Raw genomic sequence first — 16,418 nt, forward strand, 5'->3', positions numbered from 1 at the left:
GGACACGCACATCGCCGAAGGGCTGTTCGCCTACGCGCGAGCGGCCCTTCTTCGTTCGTCACGTCGGCACCTGTAGAGCACGTGCCGCCGGAGCGGATGCCCTTCGGGGAGCCTCGGGTGATCGAAGTCGTGCTCGGGCTCGTGGACCATGCCGATGCGCTCCATGACCCTTCGCGAGCGGGTGTTCTCGAGCACGGTGAAGGCGAAGAGCTCGTCGAGCCCGAGGACATCGAGGCCGTGCCTCTTGCAGGCGGTCGCGGCCTCTGTCGCGTAGCCGTGGCCCCACGCGCCACGCGAGAAGCGCCACGCGAGCTCCACGTAGGGCCCGCGTGAAGGGGGCAAGACGGACGGGTCGAACGTGACACGTCCAAGCCCACACATGCCCACGAACGGGCCTTCGCGGAGGTGTACGGCGTAGAGGCCGAACCCATGGGCCTGCGTGTCGACCACGATGCGATCGACGAAGGCGTCGCTCTCGTCGCGTGTCATGACGCTCGGGAAGTACCTCCGCACCTCCGGATCCGCGTTCAGCTCCGCGAACGGCGCTCGCTCGGCGTCGGTGAAGGGCGCGAGGCGGAGCCTCTCCGTGAAGAGAACGATGGTCATTCGGGCGCCTCGTCGCCGCGTGGGCCGAAGAGCGAGAGCTGCGCGGACGGAGGGGTACCGCGCTTTTTTTCCCGGGAGACGGCCTCCGGTGCCCGGGGCAGAGCCCGCCGGAGCTCGTCGATCGAGGTCGCCTCCGCCGGGGCCTTGTCGTCGCGGTAGCGCACGACCCTCGCGAGCCGGAGCGCCACGCCTCCGGGGTACCTCGCGCTCCTCTGCACGTCGGAGTACGCGACCTCCGCGACGAGGCCCGGGCGCACGTGGACGACGCCGAAATCCGGGCCGCCTTCGCGTGCCGTCTCGAGGTCCAAGAGACGCTCGGTCTGCTGGGCGAGCATCGCGTCGGTCATGCCCTTGAACGTCTTTCCGACCATCACGAAGCCGTGGCCGTCCTCGCCTCTCTCGCGCGCGCGCGCCCCGAGGTGGAGGTTCGACAGGTAGCCGCGACGCCTCCCGCTCCCCCACTCGGCCGCGAGCACGACGAGGTCGGCCGTCTCCGCTTTTTTCACCTTGAACCACGCCGCGTCCCTCGCGCCGGCCACGTACGGGGAGTCGAGGCGCTTGAGCACGATGCCCTCGTGTCCCTCGGCGAGGGCATCGTCGTAGACGCGGCGGGCCTCTTCGGGCGAGGCGACCGTGCGGCTCGCGACCCGGGCGCCTTGGCCGACCACCGAGACGAGAGCGCTCCGCCGAACGCGGAGGGGCCGATCGACGAGCACCTCGTCCCCGAGGGCCAGCACGTCGAAGACGAAGAGCCGGAGGCGCTGGTCGGGGCCGGGCACCCACCCCTCGCCGAGCGCGGACATGGTGTCTTGGAAGGCGAAGGGCCGGTCCGCCGCGTCGACGAGGGCGATCTCCGCGTCGAGCACGCAGTCCCGGTCGAGCCCCGAGAGGCACACGCGGACCGTGGACGCGAGCCGCTCGCCCAGATCGGCGAGCGCCCGAGAGAAGACCCGGATTTGCCCATTTATGCAATGAATCTGGACTCTTATGCCGTCAATCTTGACGTCGGCGAGGGCCTCCCCGCCCACGTTCGTGAGGGCCTCTTCGGGGCTCTTCGCCGCCTCGGCGAGCATCGGACGAACGGGTCGGCCGGGGACGAGCGTGCGGAGCTCCGGGGGCACGCCCTCGCCCGACACGAGGGCCGCGGCGACGGCCCACACCGAGCCCGACATCATGACGCCGCGGCGGATGTCCCCTTCGCTCGCGCCGAACGCCCGCGCGAGCGCCGCGATCATGAGCCCCTCGAGGCCGCCTTGCCTCGGCCCGTCCGTCACGATCTCGGAGAGCACGCCGCGACCTTCGAGCGAGAGCCTCCCGAAGAGACTCGCGAGGGCGCTGTCGCGGTCCTTCGGGGTGCGCTCCGCGAGCCCCTCGAGCTCGCGCTCGACGTCCTGGATCGAGGGAGGAAGTGCGCCGATCTCCGCCGGGCCCGCTTCGACGCGCCCGAGGGTCGTGTATCCGATCCCCACCTTGCCGAAGCGCGTGCTCCCCGAGAGGAGCCCCACCGCGGCACCGATCTCGCCCGGCTCGAGCGTGCGCAAGAACGTGGAGAGGAGCTCCGCCTTTTCCGAACGAGCGCGCGTCGCGCGGAGCTGGAGCGAGGTCTTCGCGAGCGATTCGAAGGGCGTCATGCGCCAGGCGAGACTACGCCGCCCACGCCCGAAAGACGAAACGCGCCGCCCGGAGGTCCGAGCGGCGCGCTTGGCTCACGGAGGAGCGCGACGCGAGCGTGTCAGTCGTGGATGCCGCCCGGCTGCTTCGAGCGACCCTGGGCGATGCGGTCGTTCCAGGTCTCTTCGGCGCCATTTCCGTTCGGCACCTCGACCATCTCGATGCAATCGGGGACCGGGCACACGAGCTGGCAGAGGTTGCAACCGACGCACTCGGGCTCGTCGATCCACGGCACGCGGTCGCCCGCCTGAGCGCCCTTCACGTAGCTCTGGGGGCGAATGGCCTTGCCGTGCGCGTGGGCGTGCGGGGGGCGCTCGCGCTCGGCGTCCGTGCCGGGGAAGATGCACTGGTGCGCGCCGTCGTGGCACGCCGTCATGCAGAGCTGGCAGCCGATGCACTTCTGCGCGTCGATCTTGGCGACGAGCTTGTAGTTGAGATCGAGATCGCCCCACTCGCGGTACCCGGGCACCGCGCGGCCGCGGAGCTCGTTGACGCTCTTCATGCCGTGGGAGTCGAGGTAGTTCGAGAGCCCCTCGATGAGGTCCTCGACGATGCGGTAGCCGTAGTGCATCACGGCCGTGCACACCTGCACCGACGTGGAGCCGAGCGCGATGAACTCGGCCGCGTCGCGCCACGTCGAGATCCCGCCGATGCCCGAGATGGGCACGCGGATCCCGGGATCGCGCGCGAGGGCCGCCACCATGTGGAGCGCGATGGGCTTCACGGCCGGGCCGCAGTAGCCGCCGTTCGAAGAGCCCTTGCCGACGCGCGGGTAGGGGACCATGAGGTCGAGGTCGACGCCGATGATGCTCTTGATCGTGTTGATGAGCGAGAGCCCGTCGGCTCCTCCGGCGACGCCCGCGAGGCCTGGCTCGAGGATGTCCCCCGTGTTGGGCGTGAGCTTCACGAGGACGGGCGTCCTCGCGAACTCCTTGGTCCAGCTCGTGATCTCTTGGAGGAGCTTCGGCTCCTGGCCGACCGACGAGCCCATGCCGCGCTCGCACATCCCGTGCGGGCACCCGAAGTTGAGCTCGAGGCCGTCGACGCCCGCGTCCTCGCACTTCTGGATGAGCACGCGCCAGTCTTCTTTCGTCTCGGTCATGAGCGACGCGATGACGACGTGTTTCGGGTAGCGCTTCTTGACCTCACGGATCTCCCGGAGGTTCACCTCGAGCGGGCGATCGGTGATGAGCTCGATGTTGTTGAGCCCCATCATCTTGCGCCCGTCGTAGTCGACGGCGGCGAAGCGGCTCGACACGTTCACGATCGGATCTCCGAGCGTCTTCCAGACCGCGCCGCCCCAGCCAGCGTCGAACGCGCGCATCACCTGCTCGCCCGTGTTGGCCGGCGGGGCCGACGCGAGCCAGAACGGATTGGGAGACTTTATCCCCGCGAAATCAATCGACAAATCGGCCATCTTCAGGATCCCTTCGAAAGACGTGCGAGGACGTCGCGGGCCGCGTTTCGGCCGTCGGCGACGGCGTTGACCACTTCTTTTCCGCCGTTGATGCAGTCGCCCCCGGCGTAGACCTTTTCGTTTCCCGTCCGGCACGTGGCCGCGTCGTTCACCACGACGCACCCCTTCGCGTCGAGCGTGACACCCGGGAACTGCGTGGCGATGGCGCGCAGCTTCGACTGGCCGATGGCGAGCGCCACGAGGTCGCACGGGAGGTCGTGCTCGGTCCCCGGTACGGCCTTTCCACCTTCGGCGCGCGACACGCGCAGCGCGACGAGCTTGCCCGAGGCGTCACGGACGAACGAGTGCGGGACCACGTTCTCGACGAAACGTACGCCTTCGATGCGCGCGCCCTCGAGCTCATGGGCGTACCCGCTCATCTCCTTTTGGCTGCGGCGGTACACCATCGCGACGTCGTCGGCGCCGAGCCCCTTCGCCTCGCGGGCCACGTCGATGGCCGTGTTGCCGCCGCCCACGACGAGCACGCGCCCGAGGGACTTGGCGTGCTCGCGCGGGAGCGTGAGCTTCATCTCTTCGATCCACGCCGTCGCGCCGATCACGCCGGGGCCGTCCTCGCCGGGGACACCGAGCTTCGTGTCCTCGCCGAGCCCCACGCCGATGAACACCGCGTCGTAGTCTCGGATGAGGTCTTCGGCTTTGATATCTTTGCCGATTTCGACGCCCGTTTTGATCGTGACGCCGAACGACTCGACCCACGCGACCTCGTGGAGGGCGTCGTCCGCTTGGAGCTTGTAGGGGGCGATGCCGGTCGTGTTGAGCCCGCCGGGCACGGCGCGTTTTTCGAAGACCGTGGCCTCGAAGCCCTCGAGCGCGAGGGTGCCCGCGAACGCGAGCGACGCGGGGCCGGCGCCGACACACGCGACCCTCTTCCCGTTCTTCGGCTTCGGCGTGAAGAGCTTGGGCGCGCCCGCCTCTTCGGCCTTCGTCGCCGTCTCGGTGGCGTAGCGCTGGAGACGCCCGATGTGGATCGGCTCGCGTTCCCATGCGTTGTACACGCAGTCGCCGGCGCAGAGCACCTCGACCGGGCAGACGCGCGCGCACGAGTGGCCGAGGAGATTTTGCTCGAAGATGGTGGCCGCGGCGCCGCGCACGTTCCCCGACGCGATCTTCTTGATGAAGGTCGGGATGTCGATCTCGGTCGGGCATGCCTTGATGCACGGCGCATCGACGCAATAGAGGCAACGGTCCGCTTCGGCCTTGGCCTCGGCAGACGAATACAGGGGCTTTTGTCGTGGAGCGCCGTCTCGAGGCGATCCTTCTTCAGGAGGGACGTCATCTACGATCCTTTCGAAGCTCGGGCCCGCACGGGAGGAGAGCCGCGCGCGACTGGGGCGAGGGGAGCGGTGACCGCTCGGCGATCAGGGGACTTCGACGATGTGGGCGAGCGAGTCGCCCAAGATGCGGAGCGCCTCGTCGATCTCGGCGCGTGTGACGTTGAGGGCGGGGGCGATGCGCGTGACGTTCCCGTAGAGGCCGCCGCGACCGATGAGCAGGTGACGCTTCTTCGTCTCCTCGAAGAGCTTCGTCACGAAGGCCGCGTTCGGCGTGCGATCCTTCGTGGTCTCGTCGTTCACGAATTCGAGGGCCTGCATGAGCCCGCGCCCGCGTACGTCGCCGATGACCTTCGGGAAGCGGGCCTTCAGCGCGAGTAGGCCCTCGTGGAGGACCTTGCCCATCGCCTCGGCGTGGGCGACGAGCCCTTCTTCGGCGATCGTGTCGACCACGGCGTTGGCCGCCGCCGTCGAGAGCGGGTTGCCGCCGTAGGTGGAGATGTTGCCGACGTGCCAGGAGTCGGCCACGGGGACGGTCGCGAGCGTCGCGCCGAGGGGGAGCCCGTTCGCGATGCCCTTCGCCATCGTCATGATGTCGGGCTCGACGTTCGAGTGCTGGATGCCCCACATGTGCTTGCCCGTGCGCCCGAAGCCGGTCTGCACCTCGTCGGCGATGAAGAGGCCGCCGTACTTGCGCACGATGGCGACCGCCGTCTCGAAGTAGCCGTCCGGGGGGACGATGAACCCGCCGACGCCCTGGATCGGCTCGGCGAGGAAGCCCGCGATGTGGCCCGTGGTGGTGGTCTGGATGAGCTCTTCGATGTCCGTCGCGCAGCGGAGCCCGCAGTGCTCCGGCGTCGCGCCGTAGGGGCACCGGTAGCAGTACGGCGAGTGCGCGTGTTTGATCGCGGCGATCTGCGACGGGAGCTGCCGGTACTTGCCGTTGGCGGTGAGCGACTGGGCGAGCAGCGAGCGCCCGGAGTAGCCGTGCCGGAGCGCGATGAGCTCTTGATTTCCCGTGGCCATCTGCGCGAGCGCCACGGCGGTCTCGTCAGCCTCGGTGCCGCTCGCCGAGAAGAACGCCTTCGCGATCTTGCCGGGCGCGAGCTTCACGAGCTTCTCGGCGAGCTCCACGATCCCGACCGTCGGGTAGAGCGTGGAAACGTGCCCGAGCCTGTCGATCTGTGCCTTCACGGCCGCGTTCACGCGCGGGTGAGCCTGACCGAGGCTGACCGTCAGAATGCCGCCGAAGAAGTCGAGGTACTCGGTGCCGTCGAGGTCCTTCACACGAAGGCCCTTGCCCTCGTCGAGCACGACGGGCTCGTCGTAGTAGTTTCCCACGCTCGGGAAGAGGAACTCTTTGTGCTTCTGCCTGACCTCGGCCGATGTCTTCTTCGTCACGTGCCCCTCGCGCCTCCGATTTTCTCGAAGTGACCACCGAATCACGCCGAACGGCGCCCCGTAAATTCTTTTTGAATGACGCAGTGCTATAAGGTCAACCTTCTTGACTAGTCGGGGTCGGGGAGGGGGCTCCCCGCCGGTCCGAGAAGTCACGGATCTCGTCGCGGAGCATCTCGAGATCGCGCCGAGGCCCCGGGCCGATCTCGATGTCTCCCCGCGGCGAGTGGATCTCCAGGTACTCGCCCGCGATGGCGGTGCTGTCGATCTCGTCGAAGGCCCGTACGGCCCCCGCGAAGGTGACACCGTGACCGTCGACGACGGCGTCGAGCGGGAGGGTGGACGTGATGCCCCAAAGGACGGCGGCGATGACCGTGGTGACGAGCGCGAGAGGGGCGGCGTACGGCGAGGTCGCGGACGAGCCCGTGGCCTCCCACGCCGACGCGAGCGCGAGCAGCACCGCGGCGAGGACGGGCAACAGGAGGGCGAGGAGTGGAAAAACGAGGCCACGGCCGAAGGCGTGCACGCGCCGGATTTCTGCGGCGGCCCGCACCGTGGCGTCGGAGACCGGACCGTGGCGGAGGGACTTTCGCAGCACGGCGACGAACGCGATGGCGAGCGCGATCACCACGAGGAGGCCCATTCCGAACATGGAGCTCGTGCTCATCGCCGCGTCGTAGAGGCCATGAAGCGCGGCCGACGCGAGGAGCCAAGGCACGACGCGGGCTCCCGGCCGGACGAGGCGCTCTCCGAGCGCGTGGCCCCAGAGGCCCGAGAGAAACACGTGCACGGGAAGGGCGGTGAACGCCCGCCCGACGACCAACGTCGCGGATACGCGCCCGCTGGCGAAGTAGACGAGGTTCTCCGCCGCCGCGAAGCCGAGGGCCGCGATGGCCGCGTAGACGATCCCGTCGACGGGCTCGTCGAACTCCCTGCGTTTGGTCGCGTAGCGTGTCGCGAGGAGCTTCGCGCCCTCCTCCGGCAAGCCCACGAAAAGCGCGAACCCGATCGACGCGAGCGGGAGGGCCTTGGGGAGGCCACCGAACGTGAGAAGCTCCGGGGTCGTGTAGGGCGAGAGCCGAGAGAGGCCCCACTCGACGAGCCCGGCGGCGGGGGCCGCGAGTGCCCCCATGACGAACGTCACTCCGACGAGCCCGAGCGGCTCCGGGTGGGCGCGATCGAACCGCCGAACGAACGCGGCGTACACGAGCGAGAGCACGACGGGCAGGATCACGGCGAACCCCGCGAGCATCGGAGCCGGAGGAGCGACGCTCCGCGATGGCGCCCCGAGGTCGGGGAGCGCGGGGAGGGAGAGGAACGCCGCCGTGGCGCGGGCGCGCTCGTAGGCCACGAGGTCGTCGCCGAAGGTGAGGCCGAGCGTGCCCTCGGGGCGCCCCACGAACACGGCAAAACCTCTCGAAGCGAGCACCGCGGTCGTGCCGGACACTCGCCCCAAAGCCTCCGCTGCGGGCGTGCCTTCCCGCGCGTGGACCCGCAGCGCGGCGCCGTCGCGGACGATGTCCAGATCTCTCGCGTCGAGGACGGCGACGCGCGGGCCCACGACGACGCGCGACAGAGACCCGTTCCCGAGCCGCCGAACGAGCGCGACGTCCCCTTCGGCCTTCTCGGGGGGCGCGGTCTCGGGCCCCTCGCACGCAGGGGCACAGCGGAAGGCGAACGTGTGGAGCTCGAGGCCCGAGGGACGGCCGAGCTCTCGCTCCACGTCGGGGCCGAGGTCCGCCGTCGACCGCACGACGAGCCTCGTGCCTTCGCGCTTCACGTCGGCCGAGAGGTGCACCACGGCGAGGCGTTGACGCACCCTCATGACGACGTCGGCGGGGGCGTTCGCCGGCAGCGTGTAGGTCGTGGTCACGTCGGAGAGGCCCGGGAGCGCGCAGCCCGCGGAAAGAACGGCGAGCAGCACGAGCGCGAGGGCCACGAGGGCGCGGGCCCACGATGTTCCGCGCGAGAATTCGTCCGAGATGTGGGGCGTTGTGGTCGACACGGGGAGGGGAGACGGGTGAGAATACGGGAGGTCATTTCGAATGAGTAGGAGCCACGGAGAGTCGCCGCGCGTCACCGCCCTCATCGGGCAGGAGATCGACGGCCGCTATCGCGTCGACTCCGTGATCGCGCGCGGCGGAATGGGCGCCGTGCTGCGTGGCACGCACCTCGTCCTCGGTCAGCCCGTGGCCATCAAGGTGATGCTCGACGCCGAAATGCGCGAGGGGACCCTCCGCGAGCGGTTCCTCCGAGAGGCTCGGATCCTGGCCCAGCTCCGAGCTCCCACCATCGCGAGCATCCTCGACGCCGGGCTCTTGCCCGACGGTACCGTGTACATCGTGATGGAGCTGCTCGAGGGCGAGGACCTCGAGTCGGTCCTCGTGACGCGCGGGCGGCTCCCGGTCGACGTGACCGCGCGCATCGTGGCCCAGGTGTGCGAGGGGCTCGCCGAGGCCCACGAGCAAGGGGTCGTTCATCGGGATCTGAAGCCCGCGAACATCTTCCTCTCGGATCGGCCGAACGGTGAAAAATCCGTTAAAATCATAGACTTCGGCATCTCCAAACGCGAGGGCGAGGTCAGCGAGACGACCGGCGTGAACACGATGGTGGGCTCGCCGTTCTACATGGCGCCGGAGCAAATCTACGCGTCGCGCAGCGTCGACGGTCGCGCCGACATCTGGTCGCTCGGCGTCATCCTCTACCGCCTCGTCGTGGGCAGCCAGCCGTTCGAGGCGCCCACGCTCCCGTCGATCTTGGTCAAGATCAAGTCGACGTCTCCGCCGTTCCCTCCCGAGATCGATCCCCGGTTCGTCGACGTCGTGAAGCGCTGCCTCGAGAAGGACAAGGCGCGCCGTTACCCGAGCGCGCTCGAGCTTCGCGACGACCTGCTGCGCCTCTCCGGGGACGGGGCACGCTCCGTCGTCGGCCTCTCGGATGGTAACCCTCGGAGCTCGCGGGCCCGCATCTCGTCGGTCGATCTCGACGAACGGCGCGGCTCGCGGAGCCACGTCGACGACGGCGCCACGACGCGCTCCTTGTCGGGCGCGATGTCCTCGTCTCTCTCGCTCACGCGCGCGCGTGATGCGCACGGCGAGAGCCTCGCTCTGAGCCTCGGCGACGCGGATCTGGTCATCGAGGAGTCCCCCCACGGGAAGACCCAGCCCGACGCCGAGACCCCCTACGCGACCTCGGAGATCGAGGTGCTCGGCGAGGCCGTCGCTCCCGCTCCGGAGACACCGCGGGGAGCGCCCCCGGCCCCGCGCGCGCGTGTCGTGGCGGACGACATGAAGGCGACCGTGCCCCGCCTTTTCCCGACACCCGAGGTCGTGCGAGCGCAGCAGGCGTCGCTCTCGTCCGAGGGGCGACCGTCCCCGTTCCCGAAGGCCCTCGACGCTCCCCGCGCCCCCGCGGAGCCGATGCGGGGGTGGTCTCCGTCCACGTGGTCTCCGGCGGCGCCGGTGTCGTCCGAGGCGCCCGGAGAGCCCACGGATCCGGCGGTCGCGCGGCCCGTCGAGGCCCCACCTTTCGGCACGTGGGTCGTCGGCACGGCCATCACGGTCTCGCTCCTCCTCGGCGGGGTCTTGCTCGCGGCGCAATGCGGGAGCACGAGCCCGCCGCCGCCGCCGCCTCCCGCGGCGACCGCACGAGCTGGTCCAACGCCGTCGACCAGTGACCCGTCGACGTTGCCTCCGCACTCGCCCCCCGTGCTGGTCGTGTTGAGCCCGCCGCCGCCCCCGCCCGTCGAGCCCTCCGACGCGTCCGACGCCGGGCGACCCCACTGAACGACACCCTCGTACATCTCCGGTGCACGACGGCGCGCCGTCCTTCGAGTATATAGGGCCCATGCCGAGCCCTACGGTCCTCTACCTCGTCGCCGCTCTCTCGATCGTGGGCCTCTTCACGTGGGTCGGTCTCGTGTGGAAGAACGTGCAAGCGAGCTGGGACGCGAGCCCCGAGGAGCGCGCAAAACACGCGGCAAAGCCCGCCGAGGTCGGCACGAAGAAGAAGCCCGCCAAGGCCAAGGCCGACGAAGCCAAGGCCGACGAAGCCAAGGCCGACGAAGCCAAGGCCGACGAAGCCAAGGCCGACGAAGCCAAAGCCGACGAAGCCAAGGCCGACGAAGCCAAAGCCGACGAAGCCAAGGCCGACGAAGCCAAAGCCGACGAAGCCAAGGCCGACGAAGCCAAAGCCGACGAGGCCAAGGCCGACGAAGCCAAGGCCGACGAGGCCAAAGCCGACGAGGCCAAGGCCGACGAAGCCAAGGCCGACGAGGCCAAGGCCGACGAGTCCGAGGAGGCATGACGTGACGTTCCGTCCGCTTGCTCCGAGTGACGCGGCGCTCCTTCGAGAGGCGACGTTCGGTAACGTCAACTGGACGGGCGAGGCGCGTGTCTCGCGGGCCGCGTTCGAGGCGTCCCCCGAGCTCCTCCGATATGCCGCCTTCGACCCCACGCGGGGCGACTTCGGCTTCGTCGCCGAGGGCGACGTGGGCGTCGTGTGGGTCCTCTTCCTCGACGAGCGTGCGCCTGGATACGGCTTCGTGGAGGACGGCGTGCCCGAGCTCGGTATCCACGTCGAGCGAGCCCATAGATCGCGAGGGCTCGGCGCAGCGCTGCTCCATCGTGTGATCGAGGAAGGTCGCCGGCGCGGTCTCGAGCGACTCTCGCTCAGCGTCGAAGCGGACAATCCGGCCGTGAGGCTCTACCGCAAGGCGGGCTTCGCCCCTTTCGATACCACGCGCGGGATCCACGTCCTTTCGCTCGCGCCGGACGGAGTAGGTAAAGTATAGAAATGGCTAGGCTTTCTGGCGTGCCGCTACGGTAGCCCGTCGGCCGTGACCTTGGCCGCCTTGAGCACGCCGCGGAAGAGATAGTCGTCGTAGGCGCCCGGGAGGGACGACCAGACGACCCAGGGATCACGGAAGTCTCCCCACGCGTCGACCGGGCGGAGCAGCTCCTCGGCGCCGAGGAGCGGCAGCTCGATCACGTACTCACGCGGCGGGATGGCCGCGTTCTCTTCGAAGATCTCCGACTCGAGCTCGATGCGCTCGTAGGACTCGACGAGGCCCTTGTGGCGCTCGGGGTCGAGCTCGCGGATCTGGAGCAGCGACCACCCGGCGTCGACCAGCACGGGGTACATGTCGTCCTCCGCGGACTCGTCGAAGAGGGGGGCTCCGGTCGGCTCGATGCCGATGCTGCCCAAGAGCGCCGCGAGCTTCCCCGGCGCCTTCGTTCGCCCTGCGAGCGCGTCCTCGTCCCAGAACGCGGCGAGCGCCGCGCAGAGCTCCTTGTCGGTGACTTCCCGCACGAGCCGCGGATCCTTCGAGTCGCGCTCGATCGTCGGATCGCCCAGCACCGCGCGGGCCCACGCACACGCCTCGACGAGCGGCTCGACCGGATCGCAGGCCGCGAGCACGAACGCGTGGACGAGGTGGTGCCTCTCCTTCACGTAGCGGTTTCCGCCGAGCGCCCGCACGACACGGACGGCAGCTTCGGGGGACAGGGGAGGGAGGTCCAGAGCGACGAGTCGGGTCATCGATGCCTCACGTCTTTAGCCCGAAGAAGCGCCCGATGGCCTCGAAGATCCGCTCCTCTTCCTCTCCGCGTGACTTCGTGCGCTCGCCAGCCGCCGAGAGTAGTGACATCCGCCGCTCCGCGAGCAACGACGACAGCTCTTTCGCGATCTCGGGGCGGTTCAGGAGGACCTTCTCGAAGCCCTCTTTGCGGAGACGGAAACACTCGACGTCGGTCTTGGCGACCACGTCGGCGATCCTCGGTTCGCCAGTCATGAGCCCCATTTCACCAAAGAAATCAGGTGCTTGGATGGTCCCGAGCTTCGTGGTCTCGCCGTCCTCGTGGGTGCGTCGGACCTCGGCCTCGCCCGACGTCATCACGTAGAGCCAGTGCGCCATCGCGCCCTGCCGGGTCATCTTCTCGCCCGCGGTGAAGGGCACGTAGTCGAGCTGGGCCTCGAGCACCGCGCGCTCTTCGGGCTCGAGGGCGCGAAAAATGGTCACCGTCGACAGCGCGTCCCTGCGGCGGAGCTTGTGGCGCTCCTCGCGTCGTGCGTCGGCCTCGTCTCCCTCGAGCCGAATGTGGGTCTCGACGGGCATGGCGAGCGGAATGCCCGCGCGCCGAAGCGACGCGTGGACACGCGACAAGACGGCCGAGCTCGTGCGCGAGTCGGGGCCGAGGTCCAAGATGAAGTAGCGCACTTCGTAGACGGCGAAGCTCTGGCGCATGTCCCGGCCGAGATCGACGCACCAGACCGACGGCGGAGGGTCGTCGGCGACGTTTGGGAGAGGGGAGGCGAGGAGCGCGTCTGTGACGACCGACACGACGCGGGTCGGCGCGGTGCGAAAGTCGACGTTGAAGAGGTGCTTCATGCGCCGAGGGACGGATTTTCCGCCCCGCCGGCCGAGCACTGTGAACGTGCTGGTCATGAGCTGCGAGTTCGGCAACACGATGGTGTCGAAGTCGCGCGTCTCGAGGATGGTGCAGCGCCAGCGGATCTCGCGCACGACACCTTGGCGCCCGTTCTCGAGCTGGACCCAATCGCCGACCTTGAACGAGCCGTCGAGCTGCAGCGTCACGCCGCCGAGCACGTTCCCGAGCGTCGATTGGAGGGAGAGCGCGAGCACGGCCGAGAACACGGCGCCCGTCGTCAGGACCGACGAGAGGGAGAACCCCGAAGCCGCGAGCACCGCGCCCGTGCCGAGCGCGTACGCGAGGCCGAGCACGAGGTCGCTCACGATCTTCGCCGGGTGGAGCCCGAGCCGCGGGAGCCCGAGATCGAAGACCACCGCCGCGACCACGTTGATGGCCGTGAACGTCGCGAAGGCGTGCGCGACGACCCGCGCCGTACGCGCCCACCCGAGCCCCGTACGGTCGAGCACGAAGCTCACGCCGAGGGTCAACGCATAGAGCGCATAGAGAATGACGAGCCGCCGGACCACCCAACGGTGGTCCTTGGCGAACGCGTTGACGAGCGACGCGACAACGACGATGCCGACGAGCAGCACCCCCGCGGCGGCGAGCTCCGTGCCGAAGCCCAAGCCCCCCCTCAGCCCTTCAACCGAAGGCCTCGTCGAGCAAGCGCTGCTGCTCGAGATCGTGGCTCGCCTTGCTCCCGGTGGCCGGGCTCGCCGCGGCGGGGCGGGACACGATCTGGTACGGGCGCTTCAGGTTCGGGAAGAAACATGCCGAGAGGAAGTAACAAGCTCCCGCGTTGCGAGGCTCCTCTTGCACCCACACCACGGGGACGTCGGTCGGGTAGGGGGCGAGCGCTGTTTCTAGAGCATTTCCGAGAGGATAGAGCTGCTCGAGCCTCAGGATGGCGACGTCGGCGCGGCCCTTCTTCTCGCGCGCGTCGACGAGGTCGTAATAGACCTTCCCCGAGCACACGAGGACACGCTTCGTCGCCTTCGGCTCCACGACCGGGTCGCCGATCACCTTCTGGAAGGCGCCGTTCGCGAGATCGTCCACCGTCGAGACGGCCTTCGGGTGGCGGAGGAGGCTCTTTGGCGTGAAGACGACGAGGGGCTTTCTCCACTTGCGCTTCACCTGCCGGCGCAGCGCATGGAAGATCTGCGCGGGCGTCGTGAGGTTCATGATCTGAATGTTGTCTTGCGCGGCGAGCTGCAAAAAGCGCTCGATGCGCGCGCTCGAGTGCTCGGGGCCCTGGCCCTCGTAGCCGTGCGGGAGCAGGAGCACGAGGCCCGACATGCGGTTCCACTTGTCCTCGCCCGAGACGATGAACTGGTCGATGATGACCTGCGCGCCGTTCGCGAAGTCGCCGAACTGGGCCTCCCAGAGGACGAGGCCTTCCGGGCAGTCGAGCGAGTAGCCGTACTCGAACCCGAGCACGCCGGCCTCGGAGAGCGGGCTGTCGAACACGTCGAACGACGCGCCGAGATGCTGGAGCGGCGTGTGTCGGACGCCCGTGCTCATGTCGTAGAGCGTGGCGTGCCGGTGCGTGAAGGTGCCGCGCCGCGCGTCTTGCCCCGAGAGGCGGATGCGGTGCCCCTCGGTCACGAGGGTCGCGAACGCGAGGTGCTCGGCCGTGCCCCAGTCGAAGGTCGCGCCGGAGCCCACCTTCTTCGCGCGCCCCTCGATGAGGGCGTGCACCTTGGCGTTCGGGGTGAAGCCTGGCGGGAGGGCCGTGAGCTTGTGCGAGAGCTCGACGAGGCGCTCCTTGGACACCGCGGTGGGGACCTCGGGCGTCTCGGCGTCGGGGCCACCTTTGTAGCCGGCCCAGAGGCCACCACCCGCGGCCGGGAGCTTGTTGTAGTCGCCCTTCGTGGCATCCTCGAGCGCGCGGTCGAGCACGAGCTTGCGGTCGTCGCGGATGGCGTTCGCGCGGGCCTCGTCGATGTGCCCGGACTGGAGGAGGCGCCTTACGTAAACATCCCGGATCGTTGGCTTTTTGTCGATCGCAGCGTACATCGTCGGCTGCGTGAAGCGCGGCTCGTCGGTCTCGTTGTGGCCGTAGCGGCGGTAGCAGTACATGTCGATGACGACGTCCTGCGCGAACTTCTGCCGGTACTCGATCGCGAGGCGCGCGACGTGGATGACGGCCTCCGGATCCTCGCCGTTCACGTGGAACACCGGGACACGCATCATGCGCGCGATGTCGGTGCAATAGCGGGTCGACCGCGAGTCCTCCGGGATCGTCGTGAAGCCGATCTGGTTGTTGACGACGAGGTGCACGGTGCCGCCCGTGGCGTAGCCCTCGAGGCCCGCCATGTTGAGCGTCTCCGGGACGACTCCCTGGCCGATGAAGGCCGCGTCGCCGTGGATGAGGAGCGGCATGACGCTCTTGCGCTTGCGCCGGTCCTGCTTCGCGCGCACACGCCCCTCGACCACCGGGTTCACGAACTCGAGGTGGCTCGGGTTGAAGGCGAGCGTGAGGTGGATGCTCTTTCCGGCCCCGGTGACGCGATCGGTGGAGTGCCCGAGGTGGTACTTCACGTCGCCGCCGCCCACGAAGCGCTCCGGGTTCTTGTCACGGAACGCGGCGAAGAGCTCTTGGGCGGGCTTGTCCATGATGTTGACGAGCACGTTCAGGCGCCCGCGGTGGGCCATGCCGAACACGATCTCGTCGACGTCGTGTTTGCCCGCCTCTTCGACCAGGAGATCGAGCATCGCGATCATGCTCTCGGCGCCTTCGAGCGAGAAGCGCTTCGCGCCGAGGAAGTTCTTGTGGATGAACTGCTCGAGGTTCTCGGCGTCCGTCAGCTTCGTGAGGATGCGGAGCACCTCGTCGTGCGCGAGCGTCGGGCGGTTGCGGCTCGCCTCCATCTTGTTCTGGAGCCACTCGCGCGCTTCGACGTTCTCGATGTGACGAAACTCGACGCCGATGGAGCTCCCGTACGTCTCGCGCAGGTGGGCGATGATCGCCCGCAGCGGGGCGTGGGGCGGCATGCCTGCGATGCCCACGGTGGGGAACGTCTCGTCGAGCTGCGCGGCCGACAAGTCGAACCTGTGCAGATCGAACTCGTCGCTCGGCTCGGGGGGCGCGCCGAGCGGATCGAGGTGCGCGTGCATGTGCCCGCTCGTGCGGTACGCGTTCACGAGTTGGAAGACCCGGCCTTGAAGCGCGGCGGCGTCGAGGAGATCTTGGCGCGGCATGGCCGCGGGCGCGGACGAGGGGCGTTCGACCACCACGGTCCCGTTGCCCGAGCCGTTCGCGCGGGCATAGGGGCGATCGAGCTCGGCGAAGAACGTTCGCCACTTCTCGTCGACCGACTGCGGGCTCTGAAGATAGCGGGCGTGAAGCTCTTCTACGACGCCGGCGTTGATACCGAACTCCTCGAACATCTCGTCGACCCTTGGGTGATGGCGCTGCCGCGGCAAAAGCGTCGCCGCAGGCAACAGCGCGGGCCGACCACGATAGACAAAAACCCTATCGATTTCGAGCGGTCCTTTTGCAGTGCGACACGACGGCGCGCCGAGCTGCGAGGCGCTCACGAAAGGCGAAAAGACACGTACATT

General features: G+C 68.9%; 12 protein-coding genes. 3 read left to right on the plus strand and 9 right to left on the minus strand.

Translation table 11 applies throughout. The annotated features are described in order from the left end of the window. Window positions 1-30: 30 nt before the first annotated feature. From IPK71_21170 to IPK71_21195, 6 genes are all read right to left on the minus strand, one after another. Window positions 31-606, minus strand: a complete 576-nt coding sequence (locus IPK71_21170; GenBank protein ID MBK8216250.1) for a GNAT family N-acetyltransferase — start codon at window positions 604-606, stop codon at window positions 31-33. Beyond that, complete coding sequence (locus IPK71_21175; protein MBK8216251.1) at window positions 603-2,237, minus strand: ATP-dependent DNA ligase; 1,635 nt, start codon at window positions 2,235-2,237, stop codon at window positions 603-605. The genes IPK71_21170 and IPK71_21175 overlap by 4 nt, the downstream gene beginning before the upstream one ends. 101 nt (window positions 2,238-2,338) lie before the next feature. Beyond that, entirely contained in the window at window positions 2,339-3,694 is a 1,356-nt protein-coding gene (gene preA, locus IPK71_21180) for an NAD-dependent dihydropyrimidine dehydrogenase subunit PreA (GenBank protein MBK8216252.1), read from the minus strand. Between the two features lie 2 nt (window positions 3,695-3,696). Further along, a complete protein-coding gene (locus tag IPK71_21185; protein MBK8216253.1) occupies window positions 3,697-4,974 on the minus strand; it encodes an FAD-dependent oxidoreductase in 1,278 nt (425 codons plus the stop codon). Between the two features lie 138 nt (window positions 4,975-5,112). After that, window positions 5,113-6,426, minus strand: coding sequence for an aspartate aminotransferase family protein (locus tag IPK71_21190; GenBank protein ID MBK8216254.1), 1,314 nt, complete (start codon window positions 6,424-6,426; stop codon window positions 5,113-5,115). A 94-nt stretch (window positions 6,427-6,520) separates the two neighbouring features. Beyond that, a complete protein-coding gene (locus tag IPK71_21195) occupies window positions 6,521-8,428 on the minus strand; it encodes a PrsW family intramembrane metalloprotease (GenBank protein ID MBK8216255.1) in 1,908 nt (635 codons plus the stop codon). 40 nt (window positions 8,429-8,468) lie between these two features. Between IPK71_21195 and IPK71_21200 the strand changes: the two genes are divergently transcribed. The 3 genes from IPK71_21200 (at window position 8,469) to IPK71_21210 (ending at window position 11,215) form a co-directional block, all read left to right on the plus strand. Further along, window positions 8,469-10,208, plus strand: a complete 1,740-nt coding sequence (locus tag IPK71_21200) for a protein kinase (protein ID MBK8216256.1) — start codon at window positions 8,469-8,471, stop codon at window positions 10,206-10,208. 61 nt (window positions 10,209-10,269) lie between these two features. Then, the gene (locus tag IPK71_21205; protein ID MBK8216257.1) at window positions 10,270-10,728 is read left to right on the plus strand and encodes a hypothetical protein; all 459 of its coding nucleotides are present in this window, start codon (window positions 10,270-10,272) and stop codon (window positions 10,726-10,728) included. 1 nt (window position 10,729) lies between these two features. Next, window positions 10,730-11,215 carry a GNAT family N-acetyltransferase gene (locus IPK71_21210; protein ID MBK8216258.1) on the plus strand — a complete coding sequence of 162 codons (486 nt, stop codon included), beginning with the start codon at window positions 10,730-10,732 and terminating at the stop codon, window positions 11,213-11,215. 26 nt (window positions 11,216-11,241) lie between these two features. On the opposite strand, the gene IPK71_21215 is transcribed toward IPK71_21210, so the two are convergent. Genes IPK71_21215 through IPK71_21225 form a run of 3 tightly spaced genes read right to left on the minus strand, consistent with a single transcriptional unit; the run spans window position 11,242 to window position 16,244 of the window. Then, the gene (locus IPK71_21215) at window positions 11,242-11,961 is read right to left on the minus strand and encodes a hypothetical protein (GenBank protein MBK8216259.1); all 720 of its coding nucleotides are present in this window, start codon (window positions 11,959-11,961) and stop codon (window positions 11,242-11,244) included. 7 nt (window positions 11,962-11,968) lie between these two features. Continuing rightward, window positions 11,969-13,480 carry a mechanosensitive ion channel family protein gene (locus IPK71_21220; GenBank protein MBK8216260.1) on the minus strand — a complete coding sequence of 504 codons (1,512 nt, stop codon included), beginning with the start codon at window positions 13,478-13,480 and terminating at the stop codon, window positions 11,969-11,971. 16 nt (window positions 13,481-13,496) lie between these two features. Next, complete coding sequence (locus tag IPK71_21225; GenBank protein ID MBK8216261.1) at window positions 13,497-16,244, minus strand: 2-oxoglutarate dehydrogenase E1 component; 2,748 nt, start codon at window positions 16,242-16,244, stop codon at window positions 13,497-13,499. Between the last annotated feature and the right edge of the window lie 174 nt (window positions 16,245-16,418).

The sequence above is a fragment of the Myxococcales bacterium genome (genome assembly GCA_016712525.1).
Lineage (GTDB): Bacteria > Myxococcota_A > Polyangia > Polyangiales > Polyangiaceae > JAAFHV01.